The sequence below is a fragment of the Pseudorhodobacter sp. genome, assembly GCF_030452865.1.
Taxonomy (GTDB): domain Bacteria; phylum Pseudomonadota; class Alphaproteobacteria; order Rhodobacterales; family Rhodobacteraceae; genus Pseudorhodobacter.
The window spans coordinates 1-20,395 of record NZ_JAKDLJ010000017.1 but is presented as its reverse complement, the minus strand read 5'-3'; the positions used below and the strand labels follow the sequence as shown (position 1 = coordinate 20,395).

Annotated in this window: 22 protein-coding genes and 1 pseudogene; 15 read left to right on the top strand and 8 right to left on the bottom strand. The window is 61.5% G+C overall.

The window, feature by feature from the left end:
- Positions 1-20 precede the first annotated feature (20 nt).
- Positions 21-425, top strand: a complete 405-nt coding sequence (locus tag L0H65_RS02370) for a single-stranded DNA-binding protein (RefSeq protein ID WP_301457156.1) — start codon at positions 21-23, stop codon at positions 423-425.
- Positions 426-566: 141 nt separating this feature from the next.
- On the opposite strand, the gene L0H65_RS02365 is transcribed toward L0H65_RS02370, so the two are convergent.
- Complete coding sequence (locus L0H65_RS02365) at positions 567-1,562, bottom strand: aldo/keto reductase (RefSeq protein ID WP_301457155.1); 996 nt, start codon at positions 1,560-1,562, stop codon at positions 567-569.
- A gap of 102 nt (positions 1,563-1,664) precedes the next feature.
- Here L0H65_RS02365 and L0H65_RS02360 point away from each other — a divergent pair, with 102 nt between their 5' ends.
- The 9 genes from L0H65_RS02360 to L0H65_RS02320 all read left to right on the top strand — a co-directional run bounded on the left by L0H65_RS02360 (position 1,665) and on the right by L0H65_RS02320 (position 7,414).
- Complete coding sequence (locus L0H65_RS02360) at positions 1,665-2,561, top strand: LysR family transcriptional regulator (protein WP_301457154.1); 897 nt, start codon at positions 1,665-1,667, stop codon at positions 2,559-2,561.
- A gap of 151 nt (positions 2,562-2,712) precedes the next feature.
- A complete protein-coding gene (locus tag L0H65_RS02355; protein WP_301457153.1) occupies positions 2,713-3,912 on the top strand; it encodes a DUF932 domain-containing protein in 1,200 nt (399 codons plus the stop codon).
- Positions 3,913-4,037: 125 nt separating this feature from the next.
- The gene (locus L0H65_RS02350; protein WP_288994426.1) at positions 4,038-4,478 is read left to right on the top strand and encodes a RadC family protein; all 441 of its coding nucleotides are present in this window, start codon (positions 4,038-4,040) and stop codon (positions 4,476-4,478) included.
- A gap of 108 nt (positions 4,479-4,586) precedes the next feature.
- Entirely contained in the window at positions 4,587-5,105 is a 519-nt protein-coding gene (locus L0H65_RS02345) for a DNA repair protein RadC (RefSeq protein WP_288994427.1), read from the top strand.
- A gap of 101 nt (positions 5,106-5,206) precedes the next feature.
- Complete coding sequence (locus L0H65_RS02340; protein ID WP_288994428.1) at positions 5,207-5,698, top strand: DUF6878 family protein; 492 nt, start codon at positions 5,207-5,209, stop codon at positions 5,696-5,698.
- Between the two features lie 10 nt (positions 5,699-5,708).
- Positions 5,709-6,086, top strand: coding sequence for a hypothetical protein (locus L0H65_RS02335; RefSeq protein ID WP_288994429.1), 378 nt, complete (start codon positions 5,709-5,711; stop codon positions 6,084-6,086).
- A 1-nt stretch (position 6,087) separates the two neighbouring features.
- Complete coding sequence (locus L0H65_RS02330) at positions 6,088-6,282, top strand: hypothetical protein (protein ID WP_301457152.1); 195 nt, start codon at positions 6,088-6,090, stop codon at positions 6,280-6,282.
- A gap of 72 nt (positions 6,283-6,354) precedes the next feature.
- Positions 6,355-6,777: a hypothetical protein gene (locus L0H65_RS02325; RefSeq protein ID WP_301457151.1), complete on the top strand. Its 423-nt coding sequence runs from the start codon at positions 6,355-6,357 to the stop codon at positions 6,775-6,777.
- Positions 6,770-7,414, top strand: coding sequence for an antitoxin of toxin-antitoxin stability system (locus L0H65_RS02320; protein WP_301457150.1), 645 nt, complete (start codon positions 6,770-6,772; stop codon positions 7,412-7,414). Before L0H65_RS02325 ends, L0H65_RS02320 begins: the two co-directional genes overlap by 8 nt.
- Positions 7,415-7,489: 75 nt before the next feature.
- On the opposite strand, the gene L0H65_RS02315 is transcribed toward L0H65_RS02320, so the two are convergent.
- The 7 genes from L0H65_RS02315 to L0H65_RS02285 form a co-directional block, all read right to left on the bottom strand.
- On the bottom strand, positions 7,490-7,699 hold the full coding sequence (locus tag L0H65_RS02315) for a hypothetical protein (protein ID WP_301457149.1): 210 nt from the start codon (positions 7,697-7,699) through the stop codon (positions 7,490-7,492).
- 40 nt (positions 7,700-7,739) lie between these two features.
- Positions 7,740-8,345, bottom strand: coding sequence for a mobile mystery protein B (locus L0H65_RS02310; RefSeq protein WP_301457148.1), 606 nt, complete (start codon positions 8,343-8,345; stop codon positions 7,740-7,742).
- Positions 8,342-8,803: a helix-turn-helix domain-containing protein gene (locus tag L0H65_RS02305; RefSeq protein ID WP_301457147.1), complete on the bottom strand. Its 462-nt coding sequence runs from the start codon at positions 8,801-8,803 to the stop codon at positions 8,342-8,344. Before L0H65_RS02305 ends, L0H65_RS02310 begins: the two co-directional genes overlap by 4 nt.
- A gap of 252 nt (positions 8,804-9,055) precedes the next feature.
- The gene (locus tag L0H65_RS02300) at positions 9,056-9,349 is read right to left on the bottom strand and encodes a type II toxin-antitoxin system RelE/ParE family toxin (RefSeq protein ID WP_301457146.1); all 294 of its coding nucleotides are present in this window, start codon (positions 9,347-9,349) and stop codon (positions 9,056-9,058) included.
- Positions 9,339-9,662, bottom strand: a complete 324-nt coding sequence (locus L0H65_RS02295) for a type II toxin-antitoxin system Phd/YefM family antitoxin (protein WP_301457145.1) — start codon at positions 9,660-9,662, stop codon at positions 9,339-9,341. The genes L0H65_RS02300 and L0H65_RS02295 overlap by 11 nt, the downstream gene beginning before the upstream one ends.
- Positions 9,659-9,976, bottom strand: a complete 318-nt coding sequence (locus L0H65_RS02290) for a hypothetical protein (protein ID WP_301457144.1) — start codon at positions 9,974-9,976, stop codon at positions 9,659-9,661. Before L0H65_RS02290 ends, L0H65_RS02295 begins: the two co-directional genes overlap by 4 nt.
- Before the next feature lie 79 nt (positions 9,977-10,055).
- A complete protein-coding gene (locus tag L0H65_RS02285; protein ID WP_301457143.1) occupies positions 10,056-10,352 on the bottom strand; it encodes a hypothetical protein in 297 nt (98 codons plus the stop codon).
- Positions 10,353-10,528: 176 nt separating this feature from the next.
- Between L0H65_RS02285 and L0H65_RS02280 the strand changes: the two genes are divergently transcribed.
- From L0H65_RS02280 to dpdE, 5 genes and pseudogenes are all read left to right on the top strand, one after another.
- A complete protein-coding gene (locus L0H65_RS02280; RefSeq protein WP_301457142.1) occupies positions 10,529-14,905 on the top strand; it encodes a bifunctional class I SAM-dependent methyltransferase/DEAD/DEAH box helicase in 4,377 nt (1,458 codons plus the stop codon).
- A gap of 11 nt (positions 14,906-14,916) precedes the next feature.
- Positions 14,917-15,948, top strand: coding sequence for a toprim domain-containing protein (locus L0H65_RS02275; RefSeq protein WP_301457141.1), 1,032 nt, complete (start codon positions 14,917-14,919; stop codon positions 15,946-15,948).
- Between the two features lie 360 nt (positions 15,949-16,308).
- Positions 16,309-17,244 (top strand): DUF2493 domain-containing protein, encoded by a 936-nt coding sequence (locus tag L0H65_RS02270; RefSeq protein WP_301457140.1) that lies wholly within the window; start codon positions 16,309-16,311, stop codon positions 17,242-17,244.
- 84 nt (positions 17,245-17,328) lie between these two features.
- A pseudogene (locus tag L0H65_RS02265) lies at positions 17,329-17,583 on the top strand (WGR domain-containing protein); the annotation flags it as partial.
- Between the two features lie 557 nt (positions 17,584-18,140).
- Positions 18,141-20,395: protein DpdE (gene dpdE, locus L0H65_RS02260; protein WP_301457139.1), on the top strand; the 2,255-nt coding region annotated here is incomplete at its 3' end.

Below are 20,395 nucleotides of genomic sequence, written 5' to 3'. Positions count from 1 at the left end.
AGGAAACACAGGAGCTTACCATGCAGAACATCGTCATCCTCGCCGGCAACATCGGCCAGAACCCTGAAGCCCGCACCACCCAAGGCGGCACCCAGATCACCAACTTCAGCCTCGCCACCTCGCGCCCCCGCCTCGCGGAAGGCCGCGTGCTGCGCGACGACAACGGTTACCGGGTCATGGACACGGAATGGCACCGCATCACCTGCTTCAACGGTCTCGGCAAGACGGTCGCGGAGCATTGCGAAAAGGGCATGAAGGTCCTCGTCCACGGCCGTATCCACTACAGCAAGTGGATCGACAGCATGGGCAATGACCGCTACGGCTGCGAGATCATCGCCGAGAAGGTCGACTTCCTGAGCCGCCCGAAGTCGGCCGAGAACGAAAACCCTGAGCTGGTCGACCGCGACGATGAGATCCCGTTCTGAGGGACGGGATCTCCCCCTCGGCCCCGGCGGGGAGACCCGCCGGGCACTTTCGGTGTCGGCTTTGCGCGACAAGCAGGCCACGGTTCAAGAGCAACTGGTCGTTCCAGACAAACCTTGGCACGATCGACCCAGTTCCGTCTTTCAGAGCCCCGACATGGCCAAAACGGGCGCGGGCAGACGCAGCCCCCCAATCGGAATTGCCGCACTTGCCTTGTCCAATGCGACAACGGTGTCAGCGGACAGTGTCAGCTTTGCCGCTCCAAGGTTTTCGGTCAGGCGGTCCAGCCGTTTGGTGCCGGGGATCGGGACGATCCACGGGGCCTTGGCCAGCAGCCAGGCCAGCGCCACCTGCGCAGGTGTGGCATTCAGAGTAGTGGCGAAACCCCGTATCATATTGACCAAGGCCAGGTTTGCCTCCCGGACCTCAGGCGCAAAACGCGGGGACATGCCGCGAAAGTCGTTGGCGGCGAAAGTGGTGGCCGTGTCAACTTTGCCGGTGAGAAAACCAGCGCCCAAGGGGCTGAAGGGCACAAAGCCGATGCCAAGCTCGGCCAGCGCGGGCAGAAGGTCCACCTCGGGCTCGCGCGTCCAAAGCGAATATTCACTTTGCACGGCGGCCAGCGGCTGCACTGCATGGGCGCGCCGGATCGTGGCGACACCGGCTTCGGACATGCCGAAGTGCCCGACCTTACCCGCCGCGATCAATTCCCGCACCGTTCCGGCAACATCTTCGATCGGCACGGCCGGATCGACGCGGTGCTGGTAGAACAGGTCGATGTGGTCTGTACCAAGCCGCTTCAGCGCTGCATCGCAGACCGCGTGGATCCGCTCGGGGCGGCTGTTGGTGCCGCCCGTCCGTGCGCCTGTTTCAAGGTCGATGTCGAAGCCGAACTTGGTGGCAATTGTCACCTTGTCCCGGATTGGGGCCAAAGCCTTGCCCACGACGATTTCATTGGCGAAGGGGCCATAGGCCTCAGCGGTGTCGAAATGCGTCACACCAAGTTCATGGGCGGCGCGGATCAGCGTTATCGCTTCGGCATCGGGCAAGGCATCGCCATAGGCCGAGGTCAGCCCCATGCAGCCATAGCCCAAGGCCGAGACTGTCAGCCCGCCCTGTCCGAGAGTTCTTTGTTCCATTGGGACGCTCCTGAATCATGTTTCTTGAAGAAACAGATAGGACCGCTGGATCGTGAAGATAATCCGCTATAATCTTCATTCGGCTGTTAGAGGATTGAAGCAATGACGGAAGACCTGAATGACCTTGCCGCCTTTGCCGTGGTGGCCGAGGCGCGCAGTTTCACCAAGGGTGCGGCGCAGTTGAACATTTCGCCTTCTGCGCTCAGTCAGACCATCGGCAAACTCGAAAAGCGCCTCGGCGTGCGCCTTCTGGCCCGAACGACACGATCCGTGGCGCTGACCGAGGCAGGGGAACGTCTGTTCAACGTGGTTCAGCCGCGTGTGAGCGAGATTGACGTGGAGCTTACGGCGCTGAAATCGCTGCGCGACAAGCCCTCTGGCACCATCCGCATCACCACGTCCGAACATCCCGCTCTGACCATACTTGAACCGGCGCTGGTGCGGCTGATGTCGGACTATCCCGACATCACGGTCGAAGTGTCGATCGACTACGGCCTGACCGATATCGTGGCCGAACGATTTGACGCGGGAATCCGGTTGGGCGAGCATCTGGCGCAGGACATGATCGCGGTCCCCATCAGCCCGCCCTTGCGCATGGCCGTGGTGGGATCACCGGCCTATTTCGCCCGTCACCCTGTTCCTTTGACGCCCGATGACCTGCACGTCCACCGCTGCATTAACATCCGATTTCCCCGTTTGGGCAATCTGGCGCAGTGGGAGTTCGAGAAGGAGGGCAGGGCAGTCAACGTCAAGGTCAACGCGGTCTTGGTGAACAACAGCATGCACCTTGGTCTGGCCGCCGCGCTGGATGGAATTGGTCTGGCCTGGACCGGAGCCGACCTTGTGCGTCGGCATGTCGAGGCTGGCACCTTGGTTCAAGTGTTGGAAGACTGGTGCCCGGCCTTCCCAGGATATCATCTGTATTTTCCCAGCCGCGTTCACCCCTCGTCCGCCTTTTCGGTCTTGGTTGACGCTCTGCGGTATCGGCCCGACCGCTGACCAATACGAGCTAGACCCATCATGGAGTATCTGTTGGAAATCGTCCGTTTGTGGCCTTTGACGTTGCCAAGAGTGAGAGGCGTGCCGGTTTCCCGGTGACAGGTTGAAGGCGGGGAGAGAGGCTCCCGGCGCCTGTCACGGGAGATTTGCGATGGGCGTTGTGGAAGTTCTTGATCCGGTACAGCCAGTGCGGGCCGGTGGCTGGAAAGTGGATGTGAGCCGGGGCGAGCGGAACGGGCGGGTGTCGTCCGAATGGTTCAACCGGCCCGATGATGAGCGGTATCTGTCCCTCGACGATCTCTGGGCGAATGTGAAGGGCCGGTCCGAGCGCAGCCTTAGCCGGGTGGTGCAGACGGCGGATATTCGCGTCGAGGCCACGCGCGACAGTGCCGAGCGGTTGCACCTGGTCTTGCCGAAGGCGCAAGAACCGGTCGCACCGACCCACTGGGCGTTCGGCCAGCTTGCCAGCATCGTGGGGGCGCCTGCCTCCTACCTGCGCCAGCTGCCCGCGCCGCTGGCGGGCATCAACCTGCAATACGGCCTCACCAACCATCGCGCTGAGCAGGTCAAGACTTTTGAGACGGAAGATGGCCGCACCGAACTGCGCGCGGTGACCGGCCCGGACTATGGCCGCATCCATGACCACGAGTTGGTCGAGGCGGTGCAACGCATCGCGGGCAATGGCACCGGCGACACGCGCTGGAAGGTGCCGGGTGTGCTCGACTGGTCGACCGGGGTCTACAACCCCGATGTCGAGATCAGCCGCGACACGACCACCCTCTATGCCTCGGACCGCGATGTCTTCTTGTTCCTGGTCGATGATCATAACACGATCGAGGCGGGGCGGCTGCCTGATGGTTCCCCTGATCTCTACTTCCGGGGCTTCTACTGTTGGAATTCGGAGGTGGGGGCCAAGACCCTCGGCATGGCCAGCTTCTACCTGCGGGCAGTTTGCCAGAACCGCAACCTCTGGGGCGTCGAGGATTTTCAGGAGATCACCATCCGCCACTCGAAATATGCCGCGTCGCGGTTTGCCCAAGAGGCGGCGCCGGCGTTGACGCGCTTCGCCAATTCCTCGCCGCAGGGCTTCGTGAACGGCATCAAGGCGGCGCGGCAGCAGATCGTCGCGCGCACGGATGAAGACCGCGATGATTTCCTGCGGAAACGCGGCTTCTCCAAGTCTGAATCCGGCAAGATCATTGAGAAGGTGCTGATGGAAGAGGGCCGCCCGCCCGAAAGCATCTTCGACTTCGTGCAGGGGATCACGCGGCTTGCGCGCGACAAAACCCAGCAGGATGCCCGCCTCGACATGGAAGGGCGCGCCAAGAAGCTCCTCGACCGGGTCGGCTGAGGCAGGTCCCGTCACAGCGACCGTCTGCATCCGCGGCGGTCGCGCTTTCCTTCTTTCCAGCAGTACGACACTGGCCCCGCCCGAGAGGGCAGGGTGCTTCGATGTGCGCAATTCAGCGAGACCCCATGACCCCCCAGGAAGAAACCATCATCCTTGAGGCCCGCGAAATCCTCGGCCGCTACCTTAGCCAGAATCCCGTCTTGGGCAGTTGGCAGGCAGTGTTGGACTATTGCGCCGTGGCCGTTCGCGGACCGGTGGAGCAGTTCCATGTCCTCTATCTCGACCGCAAGAACCGCGTCATCACGGACGCGCTCATGTCGGTCGGCACGGTCGACCACGTTCCGGTCTACCCGCGTGAGGTCATCAAGCAGGCGCTGATGCTGAATGCCAGCGCCCTGATCCTGATCCACAATCACCCGTCAGGCGATCCGACACCATCGGAAGCCGACCTCAGCATGACCAAGGAGATCCAGAAAGGTTGCAAATATCTCGGCCTGACGCTGCACGATCACATCATTGTCGGTGCGGGGACTGAGCTGAGCCTGCGGGGGCTCGGCAAGATTTGATCCGTCCTCGGACCTATCGCTGCCGCCCCTTCGAGGAAGAGGGCGGCGGTTTGGTCTTTGACGGCCGAGGCGGGGAGAGCGGCTTCCCGCGCCGTCGGAGATCTTCCCATGTTCGACCTCTCTCTTCCGGTTCAGCCGACTTCGCGACCGCATCGCTTCACGCTGCCCCCGCAGAATGCTGTGCCGGATCCGAGCCTCCCCTTTGCGCTGACGCTGTCGCGCCCGACCCCCGCTGCTTGGATTTCGGGTGAGAACGCTCCCACCGTCCTCGATCGTTTTCCCACATTGGCCGAGGCCATGGTTGGGGCAATAGAACATGCCGAAGAGCTCGCGCCGGATTCGGCTCCGCAGCTTTTGGCGATCCTCGACCGGGAAGACCGTCTCGTTCTCGCAGGTTCCGCCCGCGAAGGCGCCGTAGCGTGGTGCCATCCGGTGACGTGCGCTGCCGAGGCGCGCGCCGTCGTCAGCGAGGCGAGCCAGCTTCGCGCGCAGGCAGGGCGCGCAGCGGATTGCAGTGAGGCCGATCTGGCGCAGCGCCTGCGTCACCACGCCGATCTTCTTGATGCCAGTCTTGTCGATCCGCTGTGGCGCACCTTCGCGGCGCGGGCCCTGCAGATCGCGGCGTGACGACCGAGAGACAGAGGAGGGCAGGGGGGTCTTGCGAGCTTTGCCGGGTGAAAGAGATCGCCCGGCTGGCTCCGACCCTTCCCTCATTTCCGGAGAATTCCATGACACAAGCTGAACCCACCCTCGCGGCGCCGATGCCGCCGTCCGTGGTCGACTTCGCGTCGGTGTTTGCGGCCCACCTCAAGCAAACTGACCGCGAGGCAGAACTGCGTCCTGCCAACCAGGAGCGCCTGTTTGATGCGCTGTCCACCGCTGGCATCACTCATGTCACCGTGACCTTCGATGGCGAGGGTGACAGCGGCCAAATTGAAAGCATCTCCGCCTGGGCAGGAGAGGTCGCTGTGGAGTTCCCTTCCGTAGAAATCCCCTACGCCGCGATCACCTGGGACAACCCGGCGGTCGAGATGCGGCAGTTGTCGCTTACCGATGTCGTCGAGCAGCTTGCCTACGATTTGCTCGCTGACACTCACGGCGGTTGGGAGAACAACGACGGCGCTTATGGCGAGTTTTGCTTCGACGCCAGTGCCCGCTGCATTCACCTCGAGTTCAACGAACGGTTCACGTCGTCCGAACTCTTCACCCATGAATTCTGAGGGGACGGCGATGGCACATCCATATCATCACGCCCTGTCTTCGGTGAAAAAATGGGGCGGCACCGTGGAGGACTACCAGGCCATCCACGCATGGTATGACAGCTCGAAAGCCCATTCTGCGGACTTTCGCCACAGAGCCATGTTTCATCATGCGGCGGGAATCTGGCTTTCCGAGACCGTCTTCGGGCCGACGATCACGCTGTCGACCGGCCGCGTCATTCCGACCCGGTGGGTCGGCGAGCAGCATGTCCGCGAGGATCTGGGGTTCATTCCGAGCTTCACGGATTGGGTCAAAGCGATCCGGCCTGAACCCTGGATGGGCCGCACTGAGAAGATCGAGGCGCTGGTCGATCCGCATCTGGCGCCGCCGGTGCTGGAGGTCCGCTGACATGAGCCGGGCCTACCTCAATCTCGGCGTCCCTCCCGAGATCACGCCACTCGCGATGCTGCGCGTCGCCATCGGCCGTCTGCATCCTGACACGCTCGCCGTCCGCAGCTTGCGTCCGGCGCGCAAGCGCTACTACCGCGAGCTCTTGCAGGCCCATGCAGAGGCTCAGGTTCGGGCGCACGCCGACTTCGCGTGATCAGCATTTCTCGACACGCATGTTCCAATCCGCCCGGCCTTCTGGCCGGGCCTTCTCATTTCTGGAGGCACCATGGCCGACTATTTCACCCACTTTTCCTGCGTCCTCGACGTAGATTCGCCCGAAAAAGCTATCGCTGCGCTTGATCTCTTGACCCGCCTGCATCTCGACGAGGAAGGATCGGACGATCCGGAATACTCGGGCTTTGCCCTGTCGCAGCAGGACGGTCCCGGTAGCTCAATCCTCTGGTTCCGTGACGATGATGGGGAAGGTGATATCGAAGGTGTCATACGCTTCGTGCTGCGATTGGCGGAAGTGGTCGAACTCACAGGCCTCTGGGGTTTCGAGGTCGCTTACACCTGTTCCCGGCCCCGTTTGGACGCCTTCGGCGGTGGTGCGCATGTCATCGATCTCGGAAACCGGAAATCCATCGGCTGGACCAGCACGCATCAATGGCTTGAGGCCGCGTTGCGAGGGGAGGACTACGATGCCTGAGGTCATCTGCACCACGGTTTATCAGTTCCCGGAACTGTCCGACACAGCCAAGGAGAAAGCCCGCAGTTGGTATCGCGATGCCGCCGTCTCTGACGATTGGTGGGATGCCGTCTATGACGACTTCGAGCGCATCTGCGACATCCTCGGGGTCAACCTCAAGACTCGGCCCGTCCGGCTTATGGGAGGTGGCACCCGCCAGAAACCTTGCATTTGGTTCTCGGGGTTCTGGAGCCAGGGCGACGGTGCGGCCTTCGAGGGATACCTCAGCCACGCCAAGGGCGCGACTGTGAGCATCAGGGATTATGCCCCACAGGACACGAGCTTGCATGGCATCGCAGACAGGCTTCAGGCAATCCAGCGGCGGAACTTCTATCAGCTTGCAGCCGAGGCCAGTCACCGGGGTCGCTACTATCACGAATACACCATGTCCGTGGATGTCTCCCGATTCAGCCGGACTGGCCAACCTCCGACCGACGATGCTGAGGAGGTTGTAACAGAAATCTTCCGCGATCTGGCCCGCTGGCTCTACCGTCAGCTTCAGGCCGAATATGACCACCTCACCTCGAATGAGGCGATCGAGGAGGGGATCATGATCAATGAGTACACCTTCACTGAAGCTGGACGGCGGTTCGGGTGAGCTTCAACGACGCGCTACAGGTGATAATCGCTCCGTCCAGATGTCTGACGTACGGCTCTGCGCTCGCCAAGTCTCTCAGGTTTGCTTGTTTACACTATGCTGCCCGCGGATTTCCACCGCACGTTTATGCTCTGGCCTGTTGATCTTGATCCCAAGACCGAATGCAGCTCCGTCCAAGAGGCGGCGCGCATGGGGGTCGTTCATACTGGCAGCCTCTTCGTGCAGCCAGGTGATCATTTCGCGTGCGGCATCCTGATATCCGCGCTGATATTCGGAGATTTTCATGGCTTGGCCTGCTCTGGGTGCAAATTGCGGTGAGTGACGGCTATCTTGCGATTGTCTTCACGAGCGTCACCAAGGGATCGAAATCATATTGGTCTGCCGCCCTGAGGGCCGCGATGTAGGCCGTGCGGTGTTCACTTTCTGCGTTGAGCGTCCCTGCGCCAGACCAGTCGAGGAAGACCTTCGGATCGATCCTCGCCAGATAGGCGTCAGCCATGATCCGGGCCCAACGACCGTTGCCATTTGCGAAGGGGTGGATCCAGACCAACCGGTGATGCAGGCGCGCCGTAGCTGCCAGCGGGTCAAAGCTCTTGTGGTCGCGCCAATAACGGGCATCGTCGAGACAGGTTCGCAACTCGGTCGAGATGTGCCAGACCGGCACCCCGATGTTCTTGTCGGTGAGCCGATAGATGCCAGCCCAATCCCAGATTTCGCCAAAGAGGCGTTTGTGAATTTCCCGGACGGCGGCATCGGTCAGAAGGTCGAAGCTTTTCGGGCGACGGTCGAGCCAGGTCAGACCCGCGATGATGTTCTCGCCTTCGAGTTCGTTCAGCTCGCCGCGCGTCGCGATGTGCTTGGCCTTCAGTCCAAGCAATTCGTCCGGTGTCAGAGGGGTCGCTCCGGCAGGTTCGTGAAGCTCAAAGGTCATTGCCAGAAATCCCGCCGCCCTTCGCGGATGATGTCTGCTGCCAGCTCTTCGACCATCTCGGCTTCGCTGCGCAGCCCCTCGGTCTGTTCTTCCAGCGCCATATGCGCTCGCGTGCGCTGAATGATGCGCCGCGCCTTGGAACGGGCCTGAGCTAGAACGATCTCTTCCACCGAGCCCTCGCGCGGGATGATCGCATAGACGAGGCGGCCACCCATGGCCTCGGCGATCTTTTCCAACTGGTTGACGGAGATGGTTCCAGCCTTTTCGGTCTGAATTGCGGCGTAGATGTTGTTGCGTGAGATGCCGAGGCGTTCAGCGAGGGCTGGCGCATTCATCCCGATCGCCTCCTGGAACGTAGCGATCCAGCCCCCGAAGGGCTTTGCAATGGACCTAACCAGGGTTGCGGCCTGGTTGACCCTGTCTTGGGCCTGACGCTGCTTTGCGCGGGAGACGGACATTTGCCAACCTATGAGATTGCCTTCGCGGAGGTACCGCCATGCTAAGATATGGCAAAATAGTTCGATTCGCAATGCTGTAGATTTGCTAGACGTCCAAAGAAGCAATTCTTTAGAATTGCAAATGTTGATTACTCGCCATGCTCTGGGTTTGCGAAGGCTGCAGTCTTGACCGCCTTTCTTCCGAATGGCGGGTATCGACTTGCCGCCTGACACACCACAATTGGTCGATCACCGCAGGACATGAACATCGATCTATTGCTTGCCTGTCCGCGCCGCTGCAGTTTTGTAGACCTCACTGCGTTCGCGCTTACCGACAGCTACGACGGTGACCGTGACGGACTGATCTTCCACGCGATAGACCAGACGGTAACCAGAAGACCGCAGTTTGATCTTATAGTGATGTTCAAGCCCGTGCAGCGCATCTCCGGAAACGCGCGGCGTCTCAAGTCGCTCAACGAGCTTCTTCTTGAACTGCTCTCGAACGGTGCTGCCAAGTTTCTGCCATTCCTTCAGCGCAGAGGGCAGAAACTGAAGATCATAGGTCATCAAGGCTTACACGCATCGGAACTTCGTTGGCGCGCGCCAGGGCGATTTTTGCCAGCGCAAGATCATCAAGCTGCTCGACCATCGCCTCATAGGCATCTGCCGGCACCATGTAGGCCATAACCCGGTTGTGGTTGAGCACAGCCACGGCTTCGCCATCCGCTTTTGCCATGATGGCGGTCGGGCTTTTTTTCAGGTCAGAGACACTGACCGCGATTTGTGCTTCCACACGCTGCATTTCATGTTCTCCTGCGACAGCAACTCGGATGTGCTGTTTGATGCCAAGTCCAGTACCGTATTTCATACCGGAAATCAATCTGTTTGAGCGATCAACCTTTGGAGCGACGTGGTGCGGCCTACGGTTTGTTGGCCACGGAGTGCCATGTCGAAGCTCGCGAGTTCAGAAAATCCCTCAGCCACGCTTAAGACGGCATCCTTGCTGACCCCCATCTCTTCGATGAATGCTTGCTGCAGGTTCGCGGGCACTTCGGACAAAAAGGTGAAGACGTGGCTGTCGCAACGGCTGACACTGTCTTCGCGGGCAATCTTACTGGCAAGCTCGGAAGCTGTGACCCAAGTCGCGTAGGAGGCGTTGACCTTTGCCAGCACTTTCGAGGTTGTCGATGACATGGCGATGTTCCGGTCCGCGTTTATAGGGCCAGACTATCGGAAACTTGCCAAAGTGCGAGGATTCAATGACCGCACACAGTCACTTATTCCCGTCGATCCACTTCGACATCAGGCCCTTATCGCGAAAGCATTCATCCTGGACAGCGCGGCGCTTGATTCGAGCGAGACGCTCGGCAAAGGCGACCTGCTTGGATGACGGCAGGCTGTCGAGCGCGGAGAGGGGTTTCATCTGCGCCTGCGCATCGATCCAGGCGCTTAAGGAGCGCCGATCCTGCTGGATCTCCCACGGCAGCAGGGTCTGGTTTCGCAGGGCCAATGACCGCGCATAGGCGATCTGACGCGGGGTGGCGGGCAGGGCAAAGGTCGTGGCTTCCATGGGATATCTCCCTTGTGGCGTTGAGTTTGTATATAGAACATTAAGGGAACAAAATCAAGCCGCGCATCCGTAGTTCCGGGGTTTGAGAGGCAGAGGGGAGCGGGAAAGGGCTAAGCCGAAGGGGGACAGAGAGAGTGCCCCGCCGGTTTGTCCTTGTCCCAATCCGGAGATCCCCGATGACGTTTCAGACTTCTGTTGCAACCGCGCTGCCGCTGGTTGCCCCGCTGCAATGCCCCGACACCGCCGCCTCTATTGTGGTCGTGGCGCAATCCCTGCAACCCGATCTGGCACAAGGTTTTCAGATCGACACGCTGCGCCTGCGTCTCGAGATGGAGCGCGCCTTCGGCGGCTCTGATGCGACAGGCGCCTGGGATTGGAAGCTGGCTTATGAGGCGGGCGAGGTGGCGCTGATCCTCTTCTTGCGCAAATTCGGCCGCGCGCTGTTGGCCCGGGCTGGCTCGCCTGCAGCGATGCTGCCCATCCTCGCCAAGGTGGCGGGCCTCTTGCCCACGCATACCCGGCGCTCGGAGGAGATGGAGCGCTTCCAGCAATTCTCGACGCCACTGCCCATGGGGCTCGTGGCCCTCGCGGCTGCGCAGATCACTCCCCGTGACCTGGTCCTCGAGCCTTCGGCCGGGACCGGGCTTCTCGCGATCCTGGCCGAGATCGCGGGCGGCAGTCTTGCGTTGAACGAGTTGGCCGACACCCGCGCCGACCTTCTGCGCTTGCTGTTCCCGGGCTGCCCGGTCACTCGCTTTGACGCCGCGCAGATTGACGATCATCTCGACGCGGGCGTTCGCCCCAGCGTCATCCTGATGAACCCGCCATTCTCGGCCGTGGCCAACGTCGATGGTCGGACGACCGAAGCGACGGCGCGGCACTTGCGATCGGCGCTTGCCCGGCTGGCCCCTGGTGGGCGGCTGGTCGCCATCACGGGTGCGAGTTTCGCGCTCGATGCCCCGGCCTGGGCCGAGACCTTCACCCGCCTGACTGAGTCCGCGCATCTGATCTTTACTGGTGCGGTGTCGGGGGCTGCCTTTGCCAAGCACGGCACCAATTTCGAGACCCGGATCTCGGTCTTCGACAAATGCCGTGGTGGCGAAATGGGTGGTGTCACGGCTGACTTGCGCCAGCTGGCCTCTCCGGATGTAGCGCATCTCCTCTCCCGGATCACCGCTGACGTTCCGCCACGCTTTGAGTCGGATCAGGCCGCCACGGCAAGTCAGAGCCGTTTTCCCCTCTTCCCGGAAAACTCTGCCCCCTCAACACGCAAGGCCATCGGAATTTCTCGCGCGACTCCTGTAGCCCAACCCGCGCAAACCATTGCTGCGATCGAGGCTGAAGTTCTCGCCTACACCCTGCGCGAGGTGCGCGAGAACGATGATACTGCGCGCCTGTCGGATGCCATTTATGAGACCTTCCGCCTGCAGGCGATCGCAATCCCTGGGGCGGAACCGCACCCTACCAAGTTGGTGCAATCGGCGGCCATGGCCTCGGTCATACCCCCAAAACCTTCCTACCGTCCGAAACTGCCTGCCGCCGTCCTGCGCGACGGCCTGCTCTCCGACGCGCAGCTGGAGACCGTGATCTACGCCGGTGAAGCGCACGGCGCGTATCTCGCGGGGTCGTGGACTGTCGATGAAACCGGTGACCTTGTCTCGGCCGCGCCCGATGATGCCCCTGACGCCATCCGTTTCCGTCGTGGATTCTTCCTTGGCGATGGCACTGGCGCGGGCAAGGGCCGACAGTCGGCTGGCGTGCTGCTCGACAATTGGAGCAAAGGACGGCGCAAGGCGCTCTGGATATCGAAAAGCGACAAGCTCTTGGAGGATGCGCAGCGCGATTGGTCGGCTCTCGGTCAGGAGCGTCTGCTGGTCACGCCGCTGTCGCGCTTTGCGCAAGGGCGCGACATCCCCCTCACCGCGGGCATCCTCTTCACCACCTACTCCACACTTCGCTCAGAAGAACGCGGGGCCAAGAAATCCCGCGTCGACCAGATCGTCGATTGGCTCGGAGCGGATTTCGATGGTGTGATCCTCTTCGACGAAAGCCATGCCATGGCGAATGCCGCCGGATCGAAGGGCGAACGTGGCGATACCGAAGCGTCGCAGCAGGGCAGGGCGGGTCTGCGGCTGCAGCACAAGCTGCCGAATGCCCGCGTGGTCTATGTCTCGGCCACCGGCGCGACCTCAGTTCACAACCTCGCCTATGCGCAGCGGCTCGGCCTCTGGGGCGGCGAAGATTTCCCCTTCGCGACGCGGGCGGAGTTCGTCGAGGCCATCGAGGCGGGCGGAGTCGCGGCCATGGAAGTGCTGGCCCGAGATCTCCGCGCCCTTGGCCTCTACACCGCGCGGTCGCTGTCCTACGACGGCGTCGAATATGAACTGGTCGAACATCCCCTCACTCCGGAGCAGCGTGCCATCTATGATGCCTATGCCGGGGCTTTCGCCATCATCCACAAAAACCTTGCGGCAGCGATGGAGGCTGCCAACATCACCGGCGAATCCGGCGGCACGCTGAACCGTCAGGCCAAATCTGCCGCGCGTTCGGTGTTCGAGTCTGCCAAGCAACGCTTCTTTGGCCACCTTCTGACTTCGATGAAAACTCCCACCTTGATCGCCTCGATCGACGCCGATCTGGTTGCAGGGCATTCTGCCGTCATCCAGATCGTCTCGACCGGCGAGGCGCTGATGGAACGTCGCCTCTCGGAAATCCCGACCGACGAGTGGAACGACATCCGCGTCGACATCACCCCGCGCGAGTACGTACTTGACTACCTCGCCCATTCCTTCCCGGTGCAGCTCTACGAGCCCTTCACCGACAGCGAGGGCAATCTGTCGTCCCGGCCCGTTGTCCGTGATGGCCAGCCGGTGGAGTGTCGCGAAGCCGCCCGCAGGCGCGACGCCTTGATCGAAAAGCTCACCTCGCTTCCCCCCGTGCCGGGCGCGCTTGATCAGATCGTCCAGCGCTTCGGCACCGACCTCGTGGCCGAGGTCACGGGCCGCTCGCGCCGCATCGTGCGCAAGGGCGAAGGCCATGCCGCGCGCCTCGTTGTCGAAAGCCGAGCGGGGTCTGCCAACCTCGCGGAAACCGCCGCCTTCATGGATGACCAGAAGCGCATCCTGATCTTTTCGGACGCAGGCGGCACCGGGCGCAGCTATCACGCGGATCTCGGGGCCAGGAACCAGCGCCTGCGGGTTCACTACCTGCTGGAACCCGGTTGGAAGGCGGACGCTGCCATCCAGGGCTTGGGCCGCACCAACCGGACCAATCAGGCGCAGCCGCCACTGTTCCGGCCGGTGGCCACGGACGTGAAGGCGGAGAAGCGGTTCCTCTCTACCATCGCGCGCCGCCTCGACACGCTCGGGGCGATCACGCGCGGCCAGCGCCAGACCGGCGGTCAGGGGCTGTTCCGTCCCGAGGACAACCTCGAGTCGCCCTATGCCCGCGACGCTCTGCGGCAGCTGTACCGCCGCGTCTATCGCGGGGATGTGCCGGGTTGCTCGCTCGGGGCGTTTGAAGATGCGACCGGACTCAGCCTCACAGATGACAACGGTCTGAAGGACGATCTGCCTCCGATCACGACTTTCCTCAATCGCTTGCTGGCGCTGACGATTAACATGCAGGCCGTGCTCTTCGCGGCCTTCGAAGAAATTCTCGATCAGCGGATCGAAGGTGCCATCGCTGCCGGGGTCTACGACCTCGGGCTCGAAACCCTGCGCGCTGAGAGCTTCCGCATCACGGATGCCCGCGTCATCTACACCCATCCCGGCTCAGGTGCTGAAACCCAGCTTCTTACCATCGCAGAAAAGCGCCGCAACACGCCGACCTCGTTGGCGGATGCACTCGACTGGCTCGATGATCCGAAAGCACGGCTTCTGGTTAACAGCCGCTCGGGCCGGGCCGCCCTGCAGGTGCCCGCGACCAGCCTGATGCTGGACGACGGCACCATCGAGGTGCGCCTGCGGTTGATCCGGCCAACGGAAACCCACACGTGCCCGGTCAAGATGATGGAGGACACCCATTGGCTGGAGGCTGATCGCGCGGCCTTTATCGCCGCCTGGACAGATGAATTCGCGGAAGTTCCCGAGTTCTCGGAATCCTCGCTGCACATCGTGGCAGGTTTGCTGCTGCCGATCTGGAAGCATCTGCCGCAGGACGAAACCCGCGTCTACCGGCTCCAAACCGATGACGGCCAACGCATCATCGGTCGCCGTGTCTCACCCGCCTGGGTCGCGACCACGCTTGCGGATGACGCGCCGAAGCTCAGTGCAGCGCAGGTCCATGCCCTCGTTCTGGAGGGCAAGACCGTGGTGCGGCTGGCTGAAGGAATGGAGTTGCACCGGTCTCGGGTCATGGGCGTGAACCGGATCGAGCTCTCCGGCTTCTCCGAGGCCGCTAAGGACCGGCTGAAGGCCGATGGCTTCTTCTCGGAAATCATCGCCTGGAAGCTGCGCCTCTTCTGTCCGACGGATTCTGGCGGTGTGAAAGTGCTCGATCACCTGCTTGCACGCTTCGCCGTCCAGGGTCTACATGCACGCAAAGGTTGTTAATCGTGTGTGCCATGTCATTGGAAACGACAGATCTGTTGCGAGACCTCTCGCAGAATGCCGAAAGCGTTTGCCGCTACTATCTTCCCGCCGGGAGGCGGAAAGGCTCCTACTGGATGGTCGGCGATCTGCAGAACAATCCAGGGAGATCACTGTTCGTCCGGTTGACCGGCCCCACGTCAGGGCCGGGTGCCGCCGGGAAATTCACCGACAGCGCAACCGGCGAACACGGCGATCTCCTCGACATCATCCGCGAACGCACGGGGATCACCCGCTTTCCCGACCTTCTGGCTGAGGCCCGGGTGCATCTTGGCCGTCCGCAACCGGTTCTCCCGGAGGTGCCAGTGCAACGTGCGACCAAGTCCCCAAGCGGCACAGTCGAGGCGGCATCGCGCTTGTTCGCAGCCTCGCTGCCCTTGGCAGGGTCTCTGGCCGAGGTCTACGTGCGCACCCGGGGCATCACCCAAACTGTGCCGAGTTCAACCCTGCGCTTCCACCCGAAGTGCTGGCATCGGGATGAGGGCCAGACCAAGCCTGTTCCCAGACCTGCGATGATCGCCGCGGTCACCGATGGGGCAGGGGCCTTGCAGGGCGTGCATCGCACTTGGCTTGAGCCTGACGGACAGGACAAGGCAGCTGTCGACACACCTCGCCGGGCGATGGGTCACCTCCTCGGAAATGCCGTCAGGATCGCCCTTGCAGATCAAACCCTCGTGCTGGGGGAAGGCATCGAGACCATGCTCTCCGTTCGCGAGACGGCACCTTCCTTGCCCGTCTGGGCGGCGCTTTCGTCGGGTCACCTCGGAGCCGTCCTGTTGCCGGATGGATTGCAGCGCCTCTACATCGCCATCGACCGCGATCCGGCGGGGCAGCGCGCGGCGGAAAGGTTGGCTGCCAGAGCAAAGGACGCCGGGATTGCCGTACGGGTGCTTGAGCCGCAGCTCGGGGATTTCAACGACGATCTCCGCGCTCACGGCGTTGAGGCAATGCGCCAGCATCTGGCAAAGCAGATCGACCTCGAGGATCAGCATCGGCTGACGATCTGAGCTCTCAATGCGCAAAGGCAGTCAGGGAGCGGGGCAGGGGTCAAGCATCGCTTAGGGAACCGGGTCGCGTCTTTTCCCAACCCCCGGCCGTCGAACCCACCCGACACCCACACGTCCTTCAAGAGATGGGCAGGCGGCCGTCAAAGGGGCCGCCCCTTCAAGGACGGGGGGCAACTGATTTCCGCCGGCGGGGCTCGCCCCGCCTTTGCATCGCGAAGCAAATCAGCCGCCCCCCGTCCTCCTCCACATGCGTTCCGGCCCCGAAGGCGGCGTGAAGGGGCGTCCCCAGTGACAGCTTTCGCAGCCCATGAAGGCCGCGCGGGATGTCGCGTGGGCCCGAGCAGCCGGAGGCAAAAGACCATGACGACCCAATTCCAGAGCGAGGATTTCGACCGCAGTCCCGCCCTTTCCCAGACCGCCTGGGCGCTTCAGGAGCTTCAGCTCTATGGCACCCGTGCCTTCCAGGACGAGGTCGATCTGCGTCCGATGCCGGAGCCCGAGCGCCTCATCGACGCGGTCAGCGATATCTTCGATGCCCTCGCAGCAACCCTTGGCGACACCCGCATGGAACCCGACCTCGAAGAATTGCTCTGGGGCCAGGTCAACCTCTTCCACCGCGCCGCCGCCCGCACCGAGCGCCTGCTCGACGACAATGAAGTGGCGCAACACCGCCTGCAGCGTGAACAGGACGGCTCCGAGGTGAAATCGACCGAGCTTGAGCGCCTGACGGCCGAAGGCACCAGCCTCGTCGAACGGCGGCATTGTCTTGAAGCCTTCCGCGACCGCAGCGCCGAGGCGTTCGAGCTGCACACCGGCTCCACCTGGCGGCCCCGCTCTGGCTCAATGGTGAACCACAAGCACCTGACCGCGGCGTTGATCGACAGCCGCGATTTCCTGGCCGCCAAGCGCCGCTCGGAAACCGAAGTGATGCTCCCCCAAGGCACCAAGATCGCCCTCACCGGTGGGACCGACTTCAACGATCACCGGCTGATCTGGGGCAAGCTCGATCAGGTCCAGACCAAATATCCCGACATGGTCCTTCTCCACGGTGGGAGTGCCAAGGGGGCTGAACTCATCGCCGCCAAATGGGCCGAAGCCCGCAAGGTCACCCAGGTCGCTTTCAAGCCCGACTGGACCAAGCATGCCAAAGCAGCCCCCTTCAAGCGCAACGACGCCATGCTGGACGTGCTGCCCGTGGGCGTTCTCGTCTTCCCGGGCAATGGCATCCAGGAAAACCTTGCCGACAAGGCCAAGAAGCTGGGCATCCCGGTCATGAAGTTCGAGAAGGGGGCGTGAGCCCCCTGTTCCCCTAGGAGGAAATCGAGGTGGAAGCGCAGACTTCCACCTGATATTGTGGAGAAAACCTCATGCGATCACTACATGTACCATAGTCCGATCCAGCTCGATGTCTTCCCGACCGACGTGCAGATGCGCCGGATCGATCAGGCGCGGAACATGCGTCGCTTCTATCGGCTGAGCGTGCAACGCGACCTCTTCGGTCGCGCCAGCCTCGTGCGCGAGTGGGGTCGGATCGGCTTTCGTGGCCAGATGATGGTCGAGACGCACCCCGATGAAGGCAAGGCCATCACGGCGCTGATGAAAATCGCCGCGGTGAAGAAGCGACGAGGCTATGAGCTTAGTAATTCAGCGATAAGCCCTAATCGCGCTGATTACCCCTTGTCAGGGGTAGAACATGTCAAGCATTACCATCCGGAACCATGACGACGATGTAAAGCGCCGCCTACACATCCGCGCAGTCGAGCGTTGCCGTTCGTTAGAGAGGAGGCGCGTGAGATACCGCCGTACGTTGTTGGCGTAGGGATGCCGACCCACTATCTTGCCGAGGCGATCCGTGCGCGGATCGTGCCCTTGGGCTGTGTCGATCTGGGCCTTCCGAAGCGGGAGACCATGCCTAAACCGTCTGCGTTCGACCGGGTCTGCCGCATAATAATTCTTGCGTCGGGTAGAACCACTTATAAGAAGGCAGCCCAACACGTAGCTTTTCAAGCTACGATTTTTGCGACAAGAAAGTCTCAATTTTGCTGGAAAACCCGCAGCGTCTACGTTCATGGTAGGCTCAATGAATTGGAGATAAGGAAGGAAAGGGTAACGTGTTCGTATGCGCGACGGGGGGTGAGTTCGCGTCCCTAGGAATCGGAAAGCTAATCGATCGCCAAGGCGATGTTTGCTCGGTGGAATATTTTGATGCACCCGTTTCTGACACAATAATTCACTTGATTAGCGCCAACCACGTTGAGGCCGTCACGCTGGCCGGGCAGACGCGCATTTACCATTTTAACCCGAAACTGGCGGCGTGGGAGATCGGGCGCCTGCTCGACGATCTAGGCACGAGCCAGTATGTGAAGTTTCCGAACGGATTGGACCGCCAACTGGCCACTTCTGAGGTATTCGTCCGCTGGTCTAAGCCTATCGCGGACCCTAGCGCATTTCTCGGCGGTAAGATCAATGAGACGCCTCGCTTTGCCGAAGGGCGAAGCGGTTTTGTCCAATCGCTGATCACTCAGCGCGCCGTGACAATGGGGATGGCGGCGCTGGCTTCATCGGCGATTGAACTCGAAGCTCATCAGATTGAGGTCGTTCGCAGGGTGCTTCAGGATCCCGTGCAGCGGTACCTTCTTGCGGATGAAGTCGGCCTTGGCAAGACCATTGAGGCTGGCATTCTCATACGCCAGTGCTTTCTCGATGGAGGCGAAGACATACAAGTCTTGGTGATCGCTCCAGATGCGCTGGTTCCGCAGTGGCGGTCCGAACTAGCCTCCAAATTTTTCCTCGGTCACTGCCTAGGAGCCACGCTGCATGTTATTGCTCTGAGCGACAGCGATGCGATCAAGCCGCTTTTGCGTAGGGTAAAGATGCTAGTCATCGATGAGGCGCACCACTTGACCGGTCACCGAGTATCGAGGGATCCAGGGCTCTTTGGTGAAATCGCGGCCGCCGCCGCTCACATAGAACGCGTCCTGCTTTTGTCCGCGACGCCGGCTTTGCACAACGAACAGGGTTTTTTGGAGATGCTGCATCTCCTTGACCCTGCCACCTATGCGCTCGATGACGCTGCGGGTTTCCGCAAAAGGATCGAGAGCCGCCAAAACCTTGCTCAAATCGTCGCAGGCCTAACGCCTGACAACGCGCTTTTCCTCGACGAACTCTTAGATCAACTGGTCGAACTTTTTCCTGAGGATGGGATCCTCCTGGATCAAGCGAAGACGCTCCGGACGATTACCGACACCATGCCGACTGAAGACGACCCAGCCCTAGTCACCGCCATTGGCCATCTGCGGGCTCATCTTAGCGAGGTGTACCGCCTCCATCGTCGCATCCTTCGACATCGACGCCGGAACATCGAGGGGCTCACGCCGGACCGTGCGGGCGCGGTAGTCGTCGATTATCATTCTATTGAGACCCGATGCCTCGCCAACGCAGTGGAGGATTGGCGCTTCGGCGAAACCGTCGCGCTTGCAAGCGAGGGCATTGGAGGAGTCCGCATCGAACGGGCGCGTGTCCTCATGCAAGTTCTAGATCGAGCACTTCAGTATGCGAGAAGCGGGAGTGGCGCGGTTGGTTTGATTGCGCGCCAAACTCATTTGCATGGTGATGCTGACCGGTTCGGCGCGATTGTTGGCGGACTGGGCAAAGAAGTCATCTTCCAATCGCGACTCGAAGCGCTAGTGGAGGCTATCAAATCGATGCTTTCTCCGCGCCAGCAATTTGTCGTGTTTTGTTCAGATGGGAAGACGGCTGACGCGCTCGCGTCCGAACTTGCTAGCCGGCTTCAGGTACCCGTCGACCGGCATTGCCCGCACGATGATCAATGGCAGGCATTCAACTCCGATGCAGGTCGCACTATTTTAGTCTGTGACCGACGCGCTGAAGAGGGCTTGAACCTTCAGGGCGGCCAGAAAATCATCGTTCACTATGATCTTCCCCTGAATCCGAACCGTATCGAGCAGAGGCTTGGGCGTGCGGATCGATACGGCTCAGGGGATGCAGTTAAATCGGTCGTCTTGAATTGTATCGACAATCCAATTGAAGGCGCTTGGATCGGTTATCTCGACCAGGCGCTCCGGGTATTCGACCGATCAATCGCAAGCCTCCAATATCTGATCGAAGAAACGACCCGGGGGCTTGGACCTGCAATCCTGACCGACGGCGTCGAGGCATTGCTCGACCTCACGGAGGTGGGTGCCGGTGAGGACGGCCTGATCAGCCGAGAAATGCGCAACATCGATCAACAGGACGCGCTCGACTCGTTAGGCGCACCCCCGACAGACATGCTCGACGCGTTGTGCGACGTTGACGACGATTGGGAGCACATAGAACAGACGGCGGCAGCGTGGATCGAACAGACACTGCAGTTTGACCGGCTACAAGGCCAAGCGGAACATGGTAGCCCTAAAGGTGCCACGCCATTTCGCTATCGCTATTCGTC